This is a genomic window from Candidatus Berkelbacteria bacterium, assembly GCA_016187225.1.
Classification (GTDB): Bacteria; Patescibacteriota; UBA1384; order JACPKC01; family JACPKC01; genus JACPKC01.
The window spans coordinates 187,660-202,335 of the sequence record JACPKC010000010.1; the positions used below are offsets into that span (position 1 = coordinate 187,660).

The following is a 14,676-nucleotide window of genomic DNA, read 5'->3' on the forward strand; positions in this document are numbered from 1 at the left end:
ATGCTTACCTTGCTATCTTATTGACGTATGCAAATAAATGGCCAAGAGCCAATCGGACAACTTATTAAAGATTATCCTGTGCTTAAAGAAGTTCTGCAAGCTTACGGTTTACACTGCGCTGGTTGTTTTCTGAATGAATGGGACACGCTTGCTGGAGGCGCTAGATTGCATGGTATGAGCGAACGTGAAATGTATAATCTCTTGAGGGATGTTAATGAAGTTATAAGGACTAGAGTGCTCTATGCTGAAACTCAATAACTTATCGATTTCTGTTGGTTCGCAACAAATCGTGTCAAATTTTTCTTTAGCTGTAAATCCTGGAGAAATGCATGTTTTACTTGGCCCAAACGGTTCAGGTAAGAGCACGCTTGCGGCCGCACTCATGGGGCACCCTGATTATTGTATCACTTCGGGTGAAGCCATGCTCGACGGTCAGGATCTGCTCGCTCTTACTCCTGACAAGCGAGCGCAAATCGGATTTTTTCTGTCTTTTCAAACTCCGGTGGCTATTCCTGGTTTGAAACTTGAAAGTTTTTTACGTTCAGCGGTTAATCAGGTGAGGGAGAGTCAAAAGAAGTCCACCTATTCGGTATTAGAGTTTCGCAAGAAATTGCAAAGCGCAATTGCCCTGCTCGGGTTAGACGCTTCATTTTTGGCTCGCACATTAAATGATGGTTTTTCTGGCGGCGAACGCAAGCGCTGTGAGATTATGCAGTTTCTCCTCTTTGAACCAAAATATGCCATCCTAGATGAGTGTGATTCCGGCCTCGATGTCGACGCCTTGCGTTTGATTGGGGGGTTACTTAATCGAGCGCGGACAAGTGAGCAGGGTGTTGTTCTGATCACCCATTCTCCGCAACTCCTGTCTTATATCGAAGCGCCTAAGCGCGTTCATATCATTCGTCAAGGCGCACTTGCGCTTTCCGGTCAAGACGACCTGATAACAAATTGGGCAGAGCATGGTTTCCAAAACGCTTAATCTCGCGCTCGGGTACAAAGAAAAGTATGGGTTTTCAACCCGCCACATACCCTACCTTGAGGCACCGACCGGTTTAAATGAGTCTGTAATTCGTTTTTTGAGCCATACCAAACGAGAACCTATTTGGATGCTGACGCGTCGCCTGCAAGCGCTCAAGGTTTTTTGGAGCAAACCTCTGCCAACTTGGGGTGCAGACTTGAGTCGTCTGGATTTTTCGCAAATTACCTACTATATCAAATCGACCGAGGATCAATATCGACGGTGGGAAGATGTGCCGCCGGAGATTACTCAAACATTTGAGCGACTCGGTGTGCCGCAAGCAGAACGAGCTTTTCTTGCTGGCGTAGGCGCTCAATTTGAATCTGAAGTGGTGTATCAACACCTAGAGGCGGATCTGGCGAGCAAAGGTGTAATTTTTACTGATATGGATAGCGCGCTTCAACAATATCCAAAATTTGTAAAGCGCTATTTAGGTACAGTAGTTTCGTTGGCTGACAATAAATTTGCCGCTCTTAATAGCGCTGTATGGAGCGGCGGTAGTTTTGTTTATGTACCTGCCGGTGTCGAAATTGATGTACCTCTACAAACTTATTTCCGAATCAACGCTAAGAATATGGGTCAGTTTGAGCGTACGTTGATTATCGCCGAAGAAGGCGCTCGTGTGCATTACGTTGAGGGGTGCACCGCGCCAGTTTACGCTTCAGATTCGCTTCATGCGGCTGTGGTAGAAGTAATTGCTAAGCCTGGCGCGCAGGTGCGTTATACGACCATTCAAAATTGGTCGAATAATGTTTACAACTTAGTCACTAAGCGAGCGATCGCTTATCAGGATGCAAAGGTGGAGTGGATCGATGGCAACATTGGAAGCGGGGTAACAATGAAGTATCCGTGTGTGGTTCTTGTTGGTGAGCGCGCCCAGGCTCAAATCTTAAGCCTAGCGTATGCTGGTAAAAATCAGTGTCAGGATACGGGTGGCAAAGTTATTCACGGCGCACCCAATACATCTTCCACGGTCGTGAGTAAATCAATTAGTCGGGATGGCGGGCGAGCAACGTATCGAGGACTAGTCAAGGTTGCACATCAAGCAACTAACACCAAAGTCTCGGTCAATTGCGACGCCTTGCTTTTGGATAATATTTCACACTCAATCACCTTGCCTGATATGCAGATCATGAACGACGACGTTGCCATCGCTCATGAGGCCAGCGTCGGACGAGTTAGTCAAGATCAATTATTTTATCTGCAAAGTCGAGGGGTTCCCCAAGCACAGGCGCTTGCTTTGATAATTCATGGCTTCATTGAACCAATCACGCGATCTTTACCTTTTGAGTACGCTATTGAACTTAATCGCTTAATCGAACTTGAAATGGAAGGATCAGTTGGATGAAAAATTTCTTGCGCATTCAAGCCAGAAGAAACACCTTTGTGTTAGAAAAAGCCGGTGAGTATTTTTTACCTATTAGCGTAGAGAGCAAATCCGATTCCCTCTCTCTGTATGTCGACATAATTTCTACGAACGTTAAATTAATAATTATCTCAACATTTCTTGGTAAAGCTCAAGATAATTTTCAGTTCGACATTCAGATTCACCACCGTGCGCCTAAGACGCAATCCGATATCAAAATTTTTGCCGCTCTTTTTGAAATGAGTCAATTATCAGTCAACGGCGCGATTAATTTACCAACCGGTGTTAAAAATTCCAGCACCTATTTTTTTGTCAAAAGTTTACTCCTCTCTGACAAGGCGCGCACACGAGTAATTCCCTCTCTTGGGATTGAAGAAAATGAGGTCCGAGCCGGGCACGGTGTAAGTATTGGACGCATCAGTGATGAAGAGTTGTTTTATCTCATGTCGCGTGGCTTAACGCAGGCCCAGGCCCAGAATCTTTTGGTTCAAAGTCTCTTTGAGCCGGCACGAGAAAAAATAAGAGAGTATGGTTTATGAATTCAACGGTCGTAGAGCATATAACTAGAAAAGATTTTCCTTTCTTTAGATTTAATCCGAACGTTGTTTATTTAGACACAGCCGCAAGCGCTCAAAAGCCCCAATGCGTTATTGATAGAATACAAAAATTCTACGAACGTGAATACTCTAGCGTTAATAGAGCAGATTACTACGAAGCGCTTGTGGCGACAGCTGAATTAGAGAACGTGCGTTTGGCAGTAGCTGACTTTATTCACGCATCTGCCAGAGAAATAATATTCACTCGAGGCGCAACCGAGAGCATTAATCTAGTCGCACAGTCTTTCCTCAAGGCGTGTTTACAGCCTGGCGAGGTTGTTCTTGCAACTTCGGCAGAACATCATTCCAATTTTTTGCCTTGGTTAAAAGTGTGCCAGCAGACTGGCGCAGAACTTTTGATTTTGGACATTTCTAAAAACGGAGCATTCCCATTGCAAGAGTATCAGGCCCAACTGAAGAATAGACGTGTGAAGTTTGTGGCCCTTGCTTACGTTTCGAATGTTCTAGGTTGCGTTTTTCCAGTTAAAAAAATTATCGACCTCGCTCATCAATCAGATTGCCAAGTACTCGTTGACGCAACTCAAGCTGTGCCGCATCTGCCAGTCGATGTTGCTGAATTGGGAGCAGATTTTTTGGTTTTCTCTGGCCACAAAATTTACGGTCCAACCGGTGTCGGTGTCCTCTTTGTTCGTCGAGCCTTGCTCGAGAAGATGAAGCCAATCAACCTCGGCGGCGAGATGGTGACTAAAGTTTGGCATGGTGGCTACGAACTTCAAGGCATTCCCCAACGCTTTGAGGCCGGTACTCCTGCGATTGCAGAAATCCTCGGTCTAGGTGAGGCTGTTCAGTATCTTAATAGGTTCAATTGGTTTGCTCTTCGTATCCATGAAACAAACATCTTAAACATGTTCCTCAAGAAGTTGGAAAAATTTCCCAGTATCCAAATTTTAGGACCGAACAGTGAAGAATCGCGCACAGGTGTTCTTGCTTTTTGGAGTAACCGTTTGCATGCACATGATATCGCAAGTTTATTAGCTGAAGAGCGGGTTGCAGTTCGAGCCGGTTATCACTGTGCTGAAATTTTACATCGATCCCTAAAAATTCCTGCGACCGTGCGTTTAAGTGTTGGTATGTATACTTCTTATAATGATGTTGAGAGATTTTTCGCCGCTCTGGGTCGTTCTTTGAAAAGGATAGGAATTGTCATCTAAATGCAAAGTCTATATTCAGAATTAGTGCTTGATTATTTTTATACCCCTCGCTACACGCCGCCTTTGGCTAATCCAGATTACGAGAGTCAGCTTCATAATACTTACTGTGCTGACTCTATATATCTCACGTTCGTAGTAAATAAGCAGATGGTTATTCAAGCTGTTGGAGCAGAGGTTAAAGGTTGCGCTCTTGCACATGTGGGCGCCTCTGTGCTTGCCGAACAAATAATCGATAGAACTCTGTCAGAAGTTAAAAATTTTCAACCCGAGCAAATTTTATCCACTCTTCAATTAGTCTCAATCTCTCCTCTGCGCCTCAACTGTTTTTTACTAGCTTATCGATCGTTCCAAAAAGCTCTATGTCCTCAAGCCATACCCTCGTCGGAAAAGACTGACGGTTAGAATCGACAGACCCGTGATTGACACTAAAATTAATATCAGACCAGTAGTTGGATTAGTTTCTCTAATACCGATCATTGAATAACGAATCCCGTCGATAAAATAAAAAAACGGATTAAAGCGCGCAATGGTTTGAAGGTTTGCGGGCAACATATTGATTGAATTGAAGACGCCGCCAACAAAACTTAAAGGCATAATCACAAACGTATTTAAAATATTGAGCTGTTCAAAGCCTTTTGCCCAAAGGCCAGTTAAAATCCCCAAAAAACCAAAAATAATCGAAACAGAAATCATGTAGAACAAAAATGCGCCAACATGATTTAGATTAGCCGCACTGAATAAAACAGCGATTAAATAAATTCCAACTCCGACAACTCCGGCCCGAATCATTGACCCAATCACGTAGCCGATAATCATTTCTGCATACGAAAGAGGCGAGACTAAAATTTCTTCAATATTGCGGGCAAAGCGTTGAAAGTAGAGGGAGAACGAAGATTGGGAAAACGCCGCCATCAAAACATTCATCATGAGAATGCCGGGGAGCACGAAGTCGATATATTCCACGCCTTCAATAAAATTAATTCTCTGTCCGACCACTTGTCCAAAAACAAAAATATAAAGAAGAGCGCTAATCCAGGGCGTAATTAGAGTTTGAATTGAAACTTTGAAAACACGTTCTGCTTCTTTTTGAATTATCGTATAAAGTCCAGTCCAGTTTCTAATCATTTCATACTCCGTGTTAAATTCAGATAGATGTCTTCAAGGCGTTGACTGCCTTTAGTGAGCTTCTCTAGAGTATCATTGGCGACCAATTGTCCTTGGGAAATTATAGCGACTCGGTAACATAATTTTTCGATCTCTTCTAGATAATGTGAAGTTAAAATAATCGTTTTCCCTTCACGATTCAATTCTTTTAAGTAACGCCAGAGTTCTAATCTCAACTCAACATCGACACCCGCTGTGGGTTCGTCGAGAATCAAGAGTTTTGGATCATGAATCAAGGCCCGAGCTAGTATGACACGCCGTTTCAATCCACCCGAAAGTGTCTGAAATTTTTTGTCCGCATGTTGCGAAAGATTGAAACGTTCTAAAAGTTCATCGATGCGCTGTCTGCGTTTTGAGCTTGGCATACCATAGTATCCCCCCATATAGTCGAGAATTTTTCGAGTAGAAAGAAAAATATCAACATTAAATTCTTGTGGCGAGAGACCAATTTGTTGCCGTGCCTGGCGATAATCGACAACGGCGTCATAACCAAAAATACTGATTTTTCCGCTTGTAATGGTTGCGATGCCGGTGACGCAGTGGATTGTGGATGATTTTCCAGCTCCGTTTGGACCAAGGAAACCAAAAAATTCTCCCGCCTGAACTGTCAACGTAAGATCGTGCACCGCAGTTACGGCGCTATATCGTTTAGTAAGCGATTTAATCTCAAGCGCAGGTTCTTTTTGACTCATGATTTATCTTTCGCTAGCCTTTTTGTAGAAGTTATTGTAGAGTTCCTGCGTATAAGATTGCTGTAAGGAAGAATGAATACTGTTCAAAAAATTCATCCATTAATGTTTACTGGTGGTTTTGCACTGGCATTGATTACACTTGGCGTGCCGGTTCTTTCGATTTGGTTTAGTTTTTTTGTCTTAGGCAAGATTAGCTTCTTTGCGAGAATTCTCCAAATCAATAGCTATCCCCTTTTTTCACTCGCCCCCGGATTCATACTTGGTGTTTTTATTATTTTGATTGGGCTAGTGCTTGCTCGCAAGCAGAATGAATTAGCTTTACGGTGGGTGACAGCGCTTGTAGGGGGAACGATTATTACCTCAACGATTGTCGCGTTTTGGGTAATGCTTTTAATCCAAATGCCCCGTTTTCAAATTTATCAGATCGCCTTTGAACAAACACGCTGGAATCAAAGTTCATGCAATTATAGTCGTGTTCGTCAGCAGATGTTAAGCGATTTGCGCACACGTGCTCAAGGTAAAACCAAGGCAGAACTCGAAGCGATGATTGGTCGTCCAACTGATGGTCAAAATTCATACTGTCTCGGCCCAGAAGCACACGTCATTCCGATAGATCGAGTTTTTATGCAACCTATTTATAGTCGAGATAGCCGTGTCACTGATTTGAGAATCACGGCGAGCTAGTTTATACATTTTACGGACGTTGATTATTTGCCGATAATTTATCGTTGTCATTGAGTTCTCCCCTATTCTGAAATTTTTCCTGGATAATCATAAACTCGTGTTCAATCGTTGCAAGTTTTTTTTGAGCACATTGCAAGAGACGATTCCCTTGTTCATATAACTTCAGACCCTCTTCGAGCGGTGTCTTTTCACTCTCAAGTCGAGTGGTAATTTCTTCAATCGCATTCAATAGATCTTCAAATGATTGTTGTTTTTTCATATTTGAACCTTAGATACAAAAGACCCATCGGCAACTCGGGTCCGTATTACACTTCCTGCCAGGGCTAGAGTGGCGCTTCGAATTACTCTGCCTGATGTCTCATTGGTAGTCACCGAATAACCACGTTTCAAAACGCTTTGAGGGTTAACAGCTATTAAAATTCTCTCATACCCTTCAAGCACCACGCGAGCAGTTTGGATAGGCCTTCTTAGAATGGCAAAAGTTGAACGCAAAAATATTTGTTTTGATTCAAGTTTTTGTTGGAACAATTGTTTGATTCGTATACCAGAATGGCTGATTTCGGCTTGGAGTGTCATTCGATCCGGCACAGCTAATTGAGCGGTGTTGCTTGGCGTCGCGGCCCGGGCATCAGCCACTAATTCGGCGATTGTGACATCTCGCTCGTGCCCAATTGCGGCGATGATTGGAATTCGGCTGGAAAAGATTACCCGCGCCAAGCGTTCATCGTTGAATGCTTGTAAATCCTCAAGAGATCCTCCGCCTCGGGTTAAGATAAGCGTATCGACCGGATGGTGGGTATTGAAATAATTAATTGCATTCAAGATTTCGTCTACAGTCGTAGTGCCTTGCACTTTTACCGGAAATAAATAAAGCCGAAAGCCTCCCCAACGTTCGCGCAAAATTCGTCGCACGTCGCCGAGCGCCGCTCCTTGACTTGAGGTAATGAGACCGATTGAGTCGGGAAAGCGCGGTATGATCTGTTTATGTTTTTGCGCAAACAAACCTTCTGCCTCAAGTTTTTTCATAAGTAGCAAATAAGCGCGATGCAAAGCGCCCGAACCAACAGGTTCGATCGCCAAGACATTAAAAGAATATTTACCGTAGGGGAGATAGATTCTGGGAATACCCAGAATTCGCACTTCCATCCCATCTTCGATCACAGTGCCAATGCGAGTTCGATGAGCGAAGCAACTCAAAACACTAGTTCCGTCCTTGAGATCAAAACCCACCCAGGCGTTGGCTCGGAGCGTGTACCCGTTAACCTCGCCCCTTACTAAGGCTTCGCCGATTTGTTCCGTTAGCAGATTATTCACCAGTAAGTTAAATTCACTAACGGTGTAACACGGAATACTAATTTTCGAGCTCACGGCTTACCTCTCGGATGCGTTTTAAAATAGGCTTCAGAGTTTTATATGAAATTATTTGCTCAAGTTCAGTGGGAGTTGCCCATCTAAGATCTAAGATTCTCTCTTTGATTTGTGGTTTTGGCTCGGTTCCTATCAGTGTTTCAAAAAGAAAATGGTCGATGAATTTATGCACATTTTCTCCGGGCTGTTCAAAGCGATCGTGGAACCAAAATTCGCTTGTTCCTAGAGAACGAATCAGAATGAGATCATCTAAGCCAACTTCCTCACGAGTTTCGCGTCGTGCCGCTTGGATAGGTGTTTCGTTAGGTTCAATACGTCCTTTTGGGAATGCCCAACCTCCATGAGAATCCTGAATCACAAGAATTTCGATGCCACGTTTAGGATTACGACGCACGACAATACCGCCGGCAGATCGTTCAATGCGCATTGCGAACTTCTTGCACCGCCGATTCTAGCACTCCAACCGTTGTTAGGGCGGCACGTTCCCAACTGAATTGCTTTGCTCGTTCCAGACCTTTGGACTGTAATGATTTTTGTACATATTGACGTTTTAGAAGCGGGAGGATGCCCTCGGCGATTGCTTCAGCACGTGTATGATTGACGAGAATTCCAGCTGGCCCTACGATTTCAGGCATCGATGAGATGTTGCTCGCGACAACTGGTATACCCGAAGCCATGGCTTCGACAATCGGTAAACCGAAACCTTCGAAACCCGAAACAAAAACTAAACAACTGGCGAATCGAAGCCAAGTCGCGTGTGCCTGATCGCTTAAGTAGCCGAGGAGATGAATGTCGTCACGCGTATTTTGAGGTAGCTCTTTGAGAACTTGTTCAATTTCGGCATAACCATATTGACCAGGTGTGCCAGCGATGACTAAATGATGTGGCATCTGGTATTTTTCTTTTAGAATCCGAAAAGCACGCAGGAGTTGGACTGTGTTTTTTTTGGCCTCAAGCCGGCCGATTGAATATAGATAAGGCATGTATTCATGGATGCGCAAAGAGGGCTTGCTGAGTGGATCGACTGGGTGGAAAATCTCGCGATCAACACCATGATGGATTACATGAATTTTACTCGCTGGAAATTGAGTATAATGAAGAATATCGCGTTTAGTGGCGGCTGAAAAAGTTATAATCCTGGTCGAGGCGCGCAGAGCTTGAGTAAGACCAAACTCCTGGTAGACACGCTCGAGTCGACTGTAGTACTCGGGGAAGCGTTTAAATCCCAGGTCGTGAATTGTACTTACGGTTGGCGTTGGATGAATGAGTGGAACAGTGTGGGAGGGAATAAAAAGAACATCAGTGTGACAGTGCATTAGAAATTCCGCGCTTAATCGCACATGTGTCCACAATTTGGGGAATGGAATAATGCGCCAGTCAACTTGCGCGTTGGCGGTTTTAAGCGGTTTCGTACTCAATGCCGGCGCGTAAATTGTATAACGGTGATGCGGCGCCACCCTAAACATTTGCTCGAAAATCTGGTGCGAGTAATGTTCCGTGCCAGTGTAGTGCGCTTTTGCAATTCGTGAGCCGTCGAGGCCGATATGTAGATTCATACTTATCTTTCTCTAACTTTTTGCCCAGAGAACAGAGCGCTTGTATGCTTCCAGATGCTCAACAGCCATCCCTGCTCCTTTGACTACGCAAAGCATTGGCTCTTCAGCAAGTTGGCATGGCACGCCGGTGACTTTAGTAAACAAATCATCAATTTGAGTTAAAAGCGCTCCGCCACCGGTTAAGACGATCCCTTTATCCATCACATCCGAGGCAAGTTCGGGCGGTGTATGCTGGAGTACGTCCTTCACGGTTGCAATAATTTCGCTAATCGGTTCTTTAACTGCTAAAACTGTATCATTCGTCGTAACGATCACACTTTCAGGTAAACCTGTAACGGCATTTGAGCCAGAGACCTCCATCGTTAATTCTTTTTTAGGCGTGATAGCCGCTCCAATCTGTATTTTGACTCCTTCAGCGGTTTGATCGCCGATGATTAAATTATATTTCTTACGAATATAGCCTGCAATTGCTTGATCGATCTTATTCCCGCCAACGCGTACTGAAGATGAGGCGACAATATCGCCCAAAGAGATTACCGCTACTTCAGAGGTGCCACCACCAATATCTATCACCATGTGCCCGCTGGGTGATGCAATCGGAATGCCGGCGCCAAGCGCCGCGGCTACCGGAGATTTAATAATGTAAGCTGACTTGGCGCCGGAGGCAATGCAGGCATCGATTACAGCGCGGCGTTCGGTACTAGTCGCCCCAGCCGGCGCCGCGATCATAATTTCAGGGCGAAAAAAGCGTACACGTCCGCCCAGACGATTTACAAAGTAGCGTAACATCGCTTGAGTTACACGGTAATTTGCAATCACACCATCTTTTAGTGGATGCACTGCGATAATACTTTCAGGGGTGCGGCCGAGCATTGCCCGTGCTTCTTGACCAATAGCCATGACCTGATTGGTTGCCGCATCAACGGCAACTACTGCAGGTTCATTGATAACAATGCCCTGACCCGGCACATGAACTAAAACATTTGTTGTTCCTAAATCAATTGCCAGACGGCGTAAAAAAAACGGCATAGCATTAACTTTTCTGTCGGCGGATATTTGCTCCAAGTGCAATTAATTTCCCTGACAGATTTTCGTAGCCGCGATCCAAGTGCTCCACCCCAGTTAGCCTTGACTTGCCGGACGCAATTAAAGCGGCGATCACGTGTGCCATTCCAGCTCGAATGTCAGGCATTATTACTTCAGCGCCGCGAAGTTGAATCGGTCCGTTCAGGTAAGCAACGTGAGGAAAATTTTTGTCTGCAAAACGGCATGACTGTTCGGGTGGACACTGAGTGTGAATTTCAACCTCAACGCCCATAGTCTTAAAACTGGCTAAATAGCCGAATCGGTTATCGTAGACCGTTTCATGAATTATTGATTTCCCCTTTGCGGTAAGTAAGATCATTGTTGAGGGTTGTTGCCAATCTGTCATAAAACCCGGATGGACATTGGTTGTAATATGAGTGGCTTTAAGTTCCCCATCGGCTTGGAAAAGGATTCCTTTAGCAGTCGTTTGGGACACACCGCCTATACATTTCACGAACGTTAGAAATTTGTCGAGTACAGCTAGGTGAGCATCTTCAATTAAAACACTGCCGCGAGTGGCGAGAGCGGCGGCGGCGTATGAGACGGCCTCAATTCGATCCGGCATCACTTTTTGCGCAGCGCCACTTAATTTGCTTTTGCCGAGGATTATCCAGGTCCGGTCATGACGTTCAATGCGTACCCCAAGACTTCGCAAGAACTTTGCAAGCTCTAAGAGTTCTGGTTCGGTCGCGCCATTTTGAATTCGAGTTTCCTCGGGAATGCGACTTGCAGTGAGTAGAATTGATTCTGTCGCACCCACACTCGGGTAAGGCAAAATAATTTTTGTGCCACGAAGAGTGTTTGCTTGAATGTCTACGTAGTCACTAAACTGAAAAATTTGCGCGCCAAAGTTCTTAAGCGCTGAAAGATGGAAATTAATCGGTCGATTTCCAATGCGATCACCGCTAGGCAGGGGGACGAGCGCTCGACCATCGCGATGCAAGAGCGGCCCGACTGCTAAAATTGGTAACCTGTTTGTGCCACTTTGCCGCAAATCGTAGTTATGATGAGATGCAGATGTAACTTCAATGCTATCGACTCCGCGCCAATCAACTCTCTTCCCTGCTCGTTCGAGAATATTAGTCGCGATCAAGGTTTCACCATGTCGAGGCATGTTTTCCAAGAGGCATGTTTCATCAGTCAGAAGAGTTGCTAAAAGCAACTTACTGGCAAGATTCTTGGCACCTGAAAGTTTAATCGTCCCCATAAGAGGTCGACCACCAATGATTTCATAGCTTTCCATTAGTGAGAGCCTATCAGTATACTGTCTTCTATGCTACAACTGCGTGGTCAGACGGGGTGGGATGTAACCGCTTTCATTCTTCAGACTGTCCTCACGTTATTGACTGGAGGCATCTTGGTCGCCCAAGCAAATGGCTATGACATTGATTTTCGAACCCTTGCCGTTGAGAAGACAGGGCTTTTAGTGTTAGATGTTCAGCCAGCTTCTGCTCAGGTTTTTGTGGATGAACAAGAGCTTTTTGAACGGAATGGCGAACGTGTTCGCCAGCTTCTGCCGGGTCCGGTTAGGATCCAGGTCACAAATGCAGACTACATATCCTGGAATCATTTCGCGGTTATTGATTCGGGGCTGACAAAAGTTTTTTCTAAGGTGAGACTTTTTTTTAAAGAACCGCTCATAATTAGAACACGCTCGGTGACGAAAAACGAATTTTTATCTCCATTCATTGATTCATCTCTGCGTCTTGATCAGGGAGAAATTTGGCGAATTCAAGGTGAGACAGCGCGCCTTATTACTCGCCTGTCCAGACCAATTTTAAGCGCGACGATGCTCGATGAGGGCCACGTTGTTTTTCAAATTGAGCGAGAAATCCACATTCTTGATCTTGATGGCAGTAATGACATCAATCTTTTAACACTTGAATCTGATCGTGCGATACAACTAATTAGTCTGTATGGTGGCAATGTATTGGGCGTGCTTTCGGAAGGCATTTTAACTGAATATCAAATCAGTTAATCAGATATATATCTGTGAGACTTGCATAAACTATTAGACGGTTCAAAGTTGTACCGACTGGCGTACATGTCATCAGAGCGAGTTGGTTTTGTGTCAGAGTTTCGTCCCGCACAACTCGAACTTCCGTTGGCCTTACAACCTCGCTCCCAGTGACACGATAACGATAGATTTTCTCGTCTTTGCGCACAAAAACTTCGTCACTTGGAGCAAGACGGTCCAGTACGCTAAATACTTTTGTCCAAGGATTACGATTCCACCAGTATCCTGAAGAATGGCCAATGATAAATGTTCGTCCAATCTCCCCCGGCAGGACTGATTCACTCGTCTGGACGACACCTTTTTGTAAGCCGTTTAGTGACTCGACAAGCGGTATTTGCCACTCAATCGGCGCCCTTACTTCGATTGTCGGAATGAGGAGGGTATTATCTTCTAATGTTGGGATGATGTGATCGACCGAATAATTTAAGAATGACGATGGGCTTAACCATTCGCTCCCTTCACTGTTTGTAGCTTGAACTAAATCTTTTACAACAAAACGCAAGCGTTCCAACTGCGCCGGGCCAGATAGAACCAGGAAGACTATACTCGCAATTCCGACCCCATAAAGAAGTTGTTTAAAGCCATGAAAAAACAGCCGCTTGCGCCGGCTACATTCAAAATGCCTCTGAACGTTTAGAGCCTCATTGAAGGTGATAAAACTTTGCATTTTTTGACTCAAAAACACCACACTATACCTGATATAATCTTCCATGTCAATCAATAGGTATTATTCATTTTACACAGAGCACTTGACAGAGAGTGAGGATTTACGAGAAAAGAAAATATATCTAACTTGACAAGATCTACGGACGTGCTAGTGTCAAACATACGAAGAAAACCGGCAAAAAAGTCTGAATTCTACTTACGAACGTTGAGAGATTAAAACAAATCAACAAATAAGCAAGTTTGGGAGGTAGGCATGAGGCAAGACGCAACTAGAGCGATTGAACCGCACCAAGGTATCAGAGAACTCATGCGTGGTCTAGCTGTCACGTTTTACATTGCCTCATTAGTCTTATCACCGGTATCGGCCTTAGCGCTCGAAGGTGATCTGGCGAACACAGAAACTGGCTCCAACTCGACCAATGCAAATGACATTGATCAGGACACAACGATTTCATTCAATATTCGCAATGAGGGCGATGCAGATACTGATTTGGATTTTAATTTTAATACTGGCGGCAATACAGTGGTTGATAATACGACCGTCGGCGATATAACTACCGGTGACATCGAAGTTGAGGCCGAAGTTGAAACGGAGATCAATACCCAGCAAGTCGATCTATCAGAATTAGTTGAGGAATTAAATCACCTCGGTGAAGTGAATATCGCATCAACTAACGAACAAACCGGCGCCTCAAGTACCAATGTCAATACAACATCGACAACTAACACAGTCAGCGTAGCTGAAACGAACACAGCCAATTCTACAACCAATGTGGTCCTAGCGCTTAACACTGGCGGCAATACAGTTAGTCATAATACGACCGTTGGAGATATAACTACCGGCAATATTATTGCCTCTTTGACAGTTAGTAATCGTCTCAATGTTCCCAGTGAAGAACCATCCGTATCGTCAGCAACTCCCACTGGCGGTGGCATGATGCCGACAACATCTCCTGCCTCTTCTTCTGCTCCTTCTCAAATCCAGCCAATAACCAGCTCAAACTTACCCGCGGCATTGCCTCAAATTGCTCAAGCCGCCCCAGTTTCATCTCAAAAGCAATTAGCCACCGAACGTCAAGAATTTTTTCCAGCAGGCGCAAGCGGATCATTGTTGACACTCTTGTTACTTGCGAGTTTTGCTTTAATTTCTGTTTATGCGCCCGAACTCATTAACCTCATGGCGCGCCAGAAACATTTTTTGCATCGCTTAAGCGCTGTCTTGCCACTCCTCTAATATCTTTGAGGTCGATACTTTTTCGCTCTCGTATGCGGCGCAAAAGTCATAAACAAG

The 14,676-nt window shown here is 44.6% G+C and carries 18 protein-coding genes; 9 read left to right on the plus strand and 9 right to left on the minus strand.

The genetic code is table 11. From position 1 onward, the window contains the following. Positions 1-27 precede the first annotated feature (27 nt). The 6 genes from HYW32_03720 to HYW32_03745 are packed head-to-tail and all read left to right on the plus strand — an operon-like array spanning position 28 to position 4,554. Entirely contained in the window at positions 28-258 is a 231-nt protein-coding gene (locus HYW32_03720) for a DUF1858 domain-containing protein (GenBank protein MBI2590098.1), read from the plus strand. After that, on the plus strand, positions 242-979 hold the full coding sequence (sufC, locus tag HYW32_03725; protein ID MBI2590099.1) for a Fe-S cluster assembly ATPase SufC: 738 nt from the start codon (positions 242-244) through the stop codon (positions 977-979). The genes HYW32_03720 and sufC overlap by 17 nt, the downstream gene beginning before the upstream one ends. After that, the gene (sufB, locus tag HYW32_03730) at positions 960-2,366 is read left to right on the plus strand and encodes a Fe-S cluster assembly protein SufB (GenBank protein MBI2590100.1); all 1,407 of its coding nucleotides are present in this window, start codon (positions 960-962) and stop codon (positions 2,364-2,366) included. Before sufC ends, sufB begins: the two co-directional genes overlap by 20 nt. Next, positions 2,363-2,923, plus strand: a complete 561-nt coding sequence (locus HYW32_03735) for a SufD family Fe-S cluster assembly protein (GenBank protein ID MBI2590101.1) — start codon at positions 2,363-2,365, stop codon at positions 2,921-2,923. Before sufB ends, HYW32_03735 begins: the two co-directional genes overlap by 4 nt. Beyond that, positions 2,920-4,152 (plus strand): aminotransferase class V-fold PLP-dependent enzyme, encoded by a 1,233-nt coding sequence (locus HYW32_03740; protein MBI2590102.1) that lies wholly within the window; start codon positions 2,920-2,922, stop codon positions 4,150-4,152. Before HYW32_03735 ends, HYW32_03740 begins: the two co-directional genes overlap by 4 nt. Then, entirely contained in the window at positions 4,153-4,554 is a 402-nt protein-coding gene (locus HYW32_03745; GenBank protein ID MBI2590103.1) for an iron-sulfur cluster assembly scaffold protein, read from the plus strand. On the opposite strand, the gene HYW32_03750 is transcribed toward HYW32_03745, so the two are convergent. Beyond that, positions 4,510-5,277 (minus strand): ABC transporter permease, encoded by a 768-nt coding sequence (locus HYW32_03750; protein ID MBI2590104.1) that lies wholly within the window; start codon positions 5,275-5,277, stop codon positions 4,510-4,512. The genes HYW32_03745 and HYW32_03750 overlap by 45 nt on opposite strands. Next, complete coding sequence (locus HYW32_03755; protein MBI2590105.1) at positions 5,274-6,008, minus strand: ABC transporter ATP-binding protein; 735 nt, start codon at positions 6,006-6,008, stop codon at positions 5,274-5,276. The genes HYW32_03750 and HYW32_03755 overlap by 4 nt, the downstream gene beginning before the upstream one ends. Positions 6,009-6,080: 72 nt before the next feature. On the opposite strand from HYW32_03755, the gene HYW32_03760 reads away from it, so the two are divergent. After that, complete coding sequence (locus tag HYW32_03760; GenBank protein MBI2590106.1) at positions 6,081-6,692, plus strand: hypothetical protein; 612 nt, start codon at positions 6,081-6,083, stop codon at positions 6,690-6,692. A gap of 10 nt (positions 6,693-6,702) precedes the next feature. Here HYW32_03760 and xseB read toward each other — a convergent pair whose 3' ends face one another. From xseB to murA, 6 genes are read right to left on the minus strand one after another with little or no spacing between them, the layout of a single operon-like run. Further along, positions 6,703-6,951, minus strand: coding sequence for an exodeoxyribonuclease VII small subunit (gene xseB, locus HYW32_03765; protein MBI2590107.1), 249 nt, complete (start codon positions 6,949-6,951; stop codon positions 6,703-6,705). After that, the gene (gene xseA / locus HYW32_03770; protein ID MBI2590108.1) at positions 6,948-8,060 is read right to left on the minus strand and encodes an exodeoxyribonuclease VII large subunit; all 1,113 of its coding nucleotides are present in this window, start codon (positions 8,058-8,060) and stop codon (positions 6,948-6,950) included. Before xseA ends, xseB begins: the two co-directional genes overlap by 4 nt. After that, positions 8,044-8,487 carry an NUDIX domain-containing protein gene (locus tag HYW32_03775; GenBank protein MBI2590109.1) on the minus strand — a complete coding sequence of 148 codons (444 nt, stop codon included), beginning with the start codon at positions 8,485-8,487 and terminating at the stop codon, positions 8,044-8,046. The genes xseA and HYW32_03775 overlap by 17 nt, the downstream gene beginning before the upstream one ends. Further along, on the minus strand, positions 8,477-9,616 hold the full coding sequence (locus HYW32_03780; protein MBI2590110.1) for a glycosyltransferase family 4 protein: 1,140 nt from the start codon (positions 9,614-9,616) through the stop codon (positions 8,477-8,479). Before HYW32_03780 ends, HYW32_03775 begins: the two co-directional genes overlap by 11 nt. Positions 9,617-9,628: 12 nt before the next feature. Continuing rightward, on the minus strand, positions 9,629-10,645 hold the full coding sequence (locus HYW32_03785; protein MBI2590111.1) for a rod shape-determining protein: 1,017 nt from the start codon (positions 10,643-10,645) through the stop codon (positions 9,629-9,631). A gap of 4 nt (positions 10,646-10,649) precedes the next feature. Further along, the gene (gene murA / locus HYW32_03790) at positions 10,650-11,945 is read right to left on the minus strand and encodes a UDP-N-acetylglucosamine 1-carboxyvinyltransferase (protein MBI2590112.1); all 1,296 of its coding nucleotides are present in this window, start codon (positions 11,943-11,945) and stop codon (positions 10,650-10,652) included. 30 nt (positions 11,946-11,975) lie between these two features. Between murA and HYW32_03795 the strand changes: the two genes are divergently transcribed. Next, positions 11,976-12,680: a hypothetical protein gene (locus HYW32_03795; protein ID MBI2590113.1), complete on the plus strand. Its 705-nt coding sequence runs from the start codon at positions 11,976-11,978 to the stop codon at positions 12,678-12,680. Here HYW32_03795 and HYW32_03800 read toward each other — a convergent pair. Next, positions 12,673-13,431, minus strand: coding sequence for a class E sortase (locus HYW32_03800; GenBank protein ID MBI2590114.1), 759 nt, complete (start codon positions 13,429-13,431; stop codon positions 12,673-12,675). The genes HYW32_03795 and HYW32_03800 overlap by 8 nt on opposite strands. A 207-nt stretch (positions 13,432-13,638) precedes the next feature. Between HYW32_03800 and HYW32_03805 the strand changes: the two genes are divergently transcribed. Next, positions 13,639-14,619, plus strand: a complete 981-nt coding sequence (locus HYW32_03805) for a hypothetical protein (GenBank protein ID MBI2590115.1) — start codon at positions 13,639-13,641, stop codon at positions 14,617-14,619. The last annotated feature ends 57 nt before the right edge of the window (positions 14,620-14,676 follow it).

Coding starts and splice junctions, on each gene's coding strand:
- HYW32_03775 (MBI2590109.1), bottom strand. CDS start 8,487: ATGCGCATTGAACGATCTGCCGGCGGTATTGTCGTGCGTCGTAATCCT.
- HYW32_03755 (MBI2590105.1), bottom strand. CDS start 6,008: ATGAGTCAAAAAGAACCTGCGCTTGAGATTAAATCGCTTACTAAACGA.
- HYW32_03750 (MBI2590104.1), bottom strand. CDS start 5,277: ATGATTAGAAACTGGACTGGACTTTATACGATAATTCAAAAAGAAGCA.
- HYW32_03735 (MBI2590101.1), top strand. CDS start 2,363: ATGAAAAATTTCTTGCGCATTCAAGCCAGAAGAAACACCTTTGTGTTA.
- HYW32_03745 (MBI2590103.1), top strand. CDS start 4,153: ATGCAAAGTCTATATTCAGAATTAGTGCTTGATTATTTTTATACCCCT.
- HYW32_03800 (MBI2590114.1), bottom strand. CDS start 13,431: ATGGAAGATTATATCAGGTATAGTGTGGTGTTTTTGAGTCAAAAAATG.
- HYW32_03795 (MBI2590113.1), top strand. CDS start 11,976: ATGCTACAACTGCGTGGTCAGACGGGGTGGGATGTAACCGCTTTCATT.
- HYW32_03740 (MBI2590102.1), top strand. CDS start 2,920: ATGAATTCAACGGTCGTAGAGCATATAACTAGAAAAGATTTTCCTTTC.
- HYW32_03780 (MBI2590110.1), bottom strand. CDS start 9,616: ATGAATCTACATATCGGCCTCGACGGCTCACGAATTGCAAAAGCGCAC.
- HYW32_03720 (MBI2590098.1), top strand. CDS start 28: ATGCAAATAAATGGCCAAGAGCCAATCGGACAACTTATTAAAGATTAT.
- sufC (MBI2590099.1), top strand. CDS start 242: ATGCTGAAACTCAATAACTTATCGATTTCTGTTGGTTCGCAACAAATC.
- HYW32_03785 (MBI2590111.1), bottom strand. CDS start 10,645: ATGCCGTTTTTTTTACGCCGTCTGGCAATTGATTTAGGAACAACAAAT.
- HYW32_03805 (MBI2590115.1), top strand. CDS start 13,639: ATGAGGCAAGACGCAACTAGAGCGATTGAACCGCACCAAGGTATCAGA.
- murA (MBI2590112.1), bottom strand. CDS start 11,945: ATGGAAAGCTATGAAATCATTGGTGGTCGACCTCTTATGGGGACGATT.
- sufB (MBI2590100.1), top strand. CDS start 960: ATGGTTTCCAAAACGCTTAATCTCGCGCTCGGGTACAAAGAAAAGTAT.
- xseB (MBI2590107.1), bottom strand. CDS start 6,951: ATGAAAAAACAACAATCATTTGAAGATCTATTGAATGCGATTGAAGAA.
- HYW32_03760 (MBI2590106.1), top strand. CDS start 6,081: ATGAATACTGTTCAAAAAATTCATCCATTAATGTTTACTGGTGGTTTT.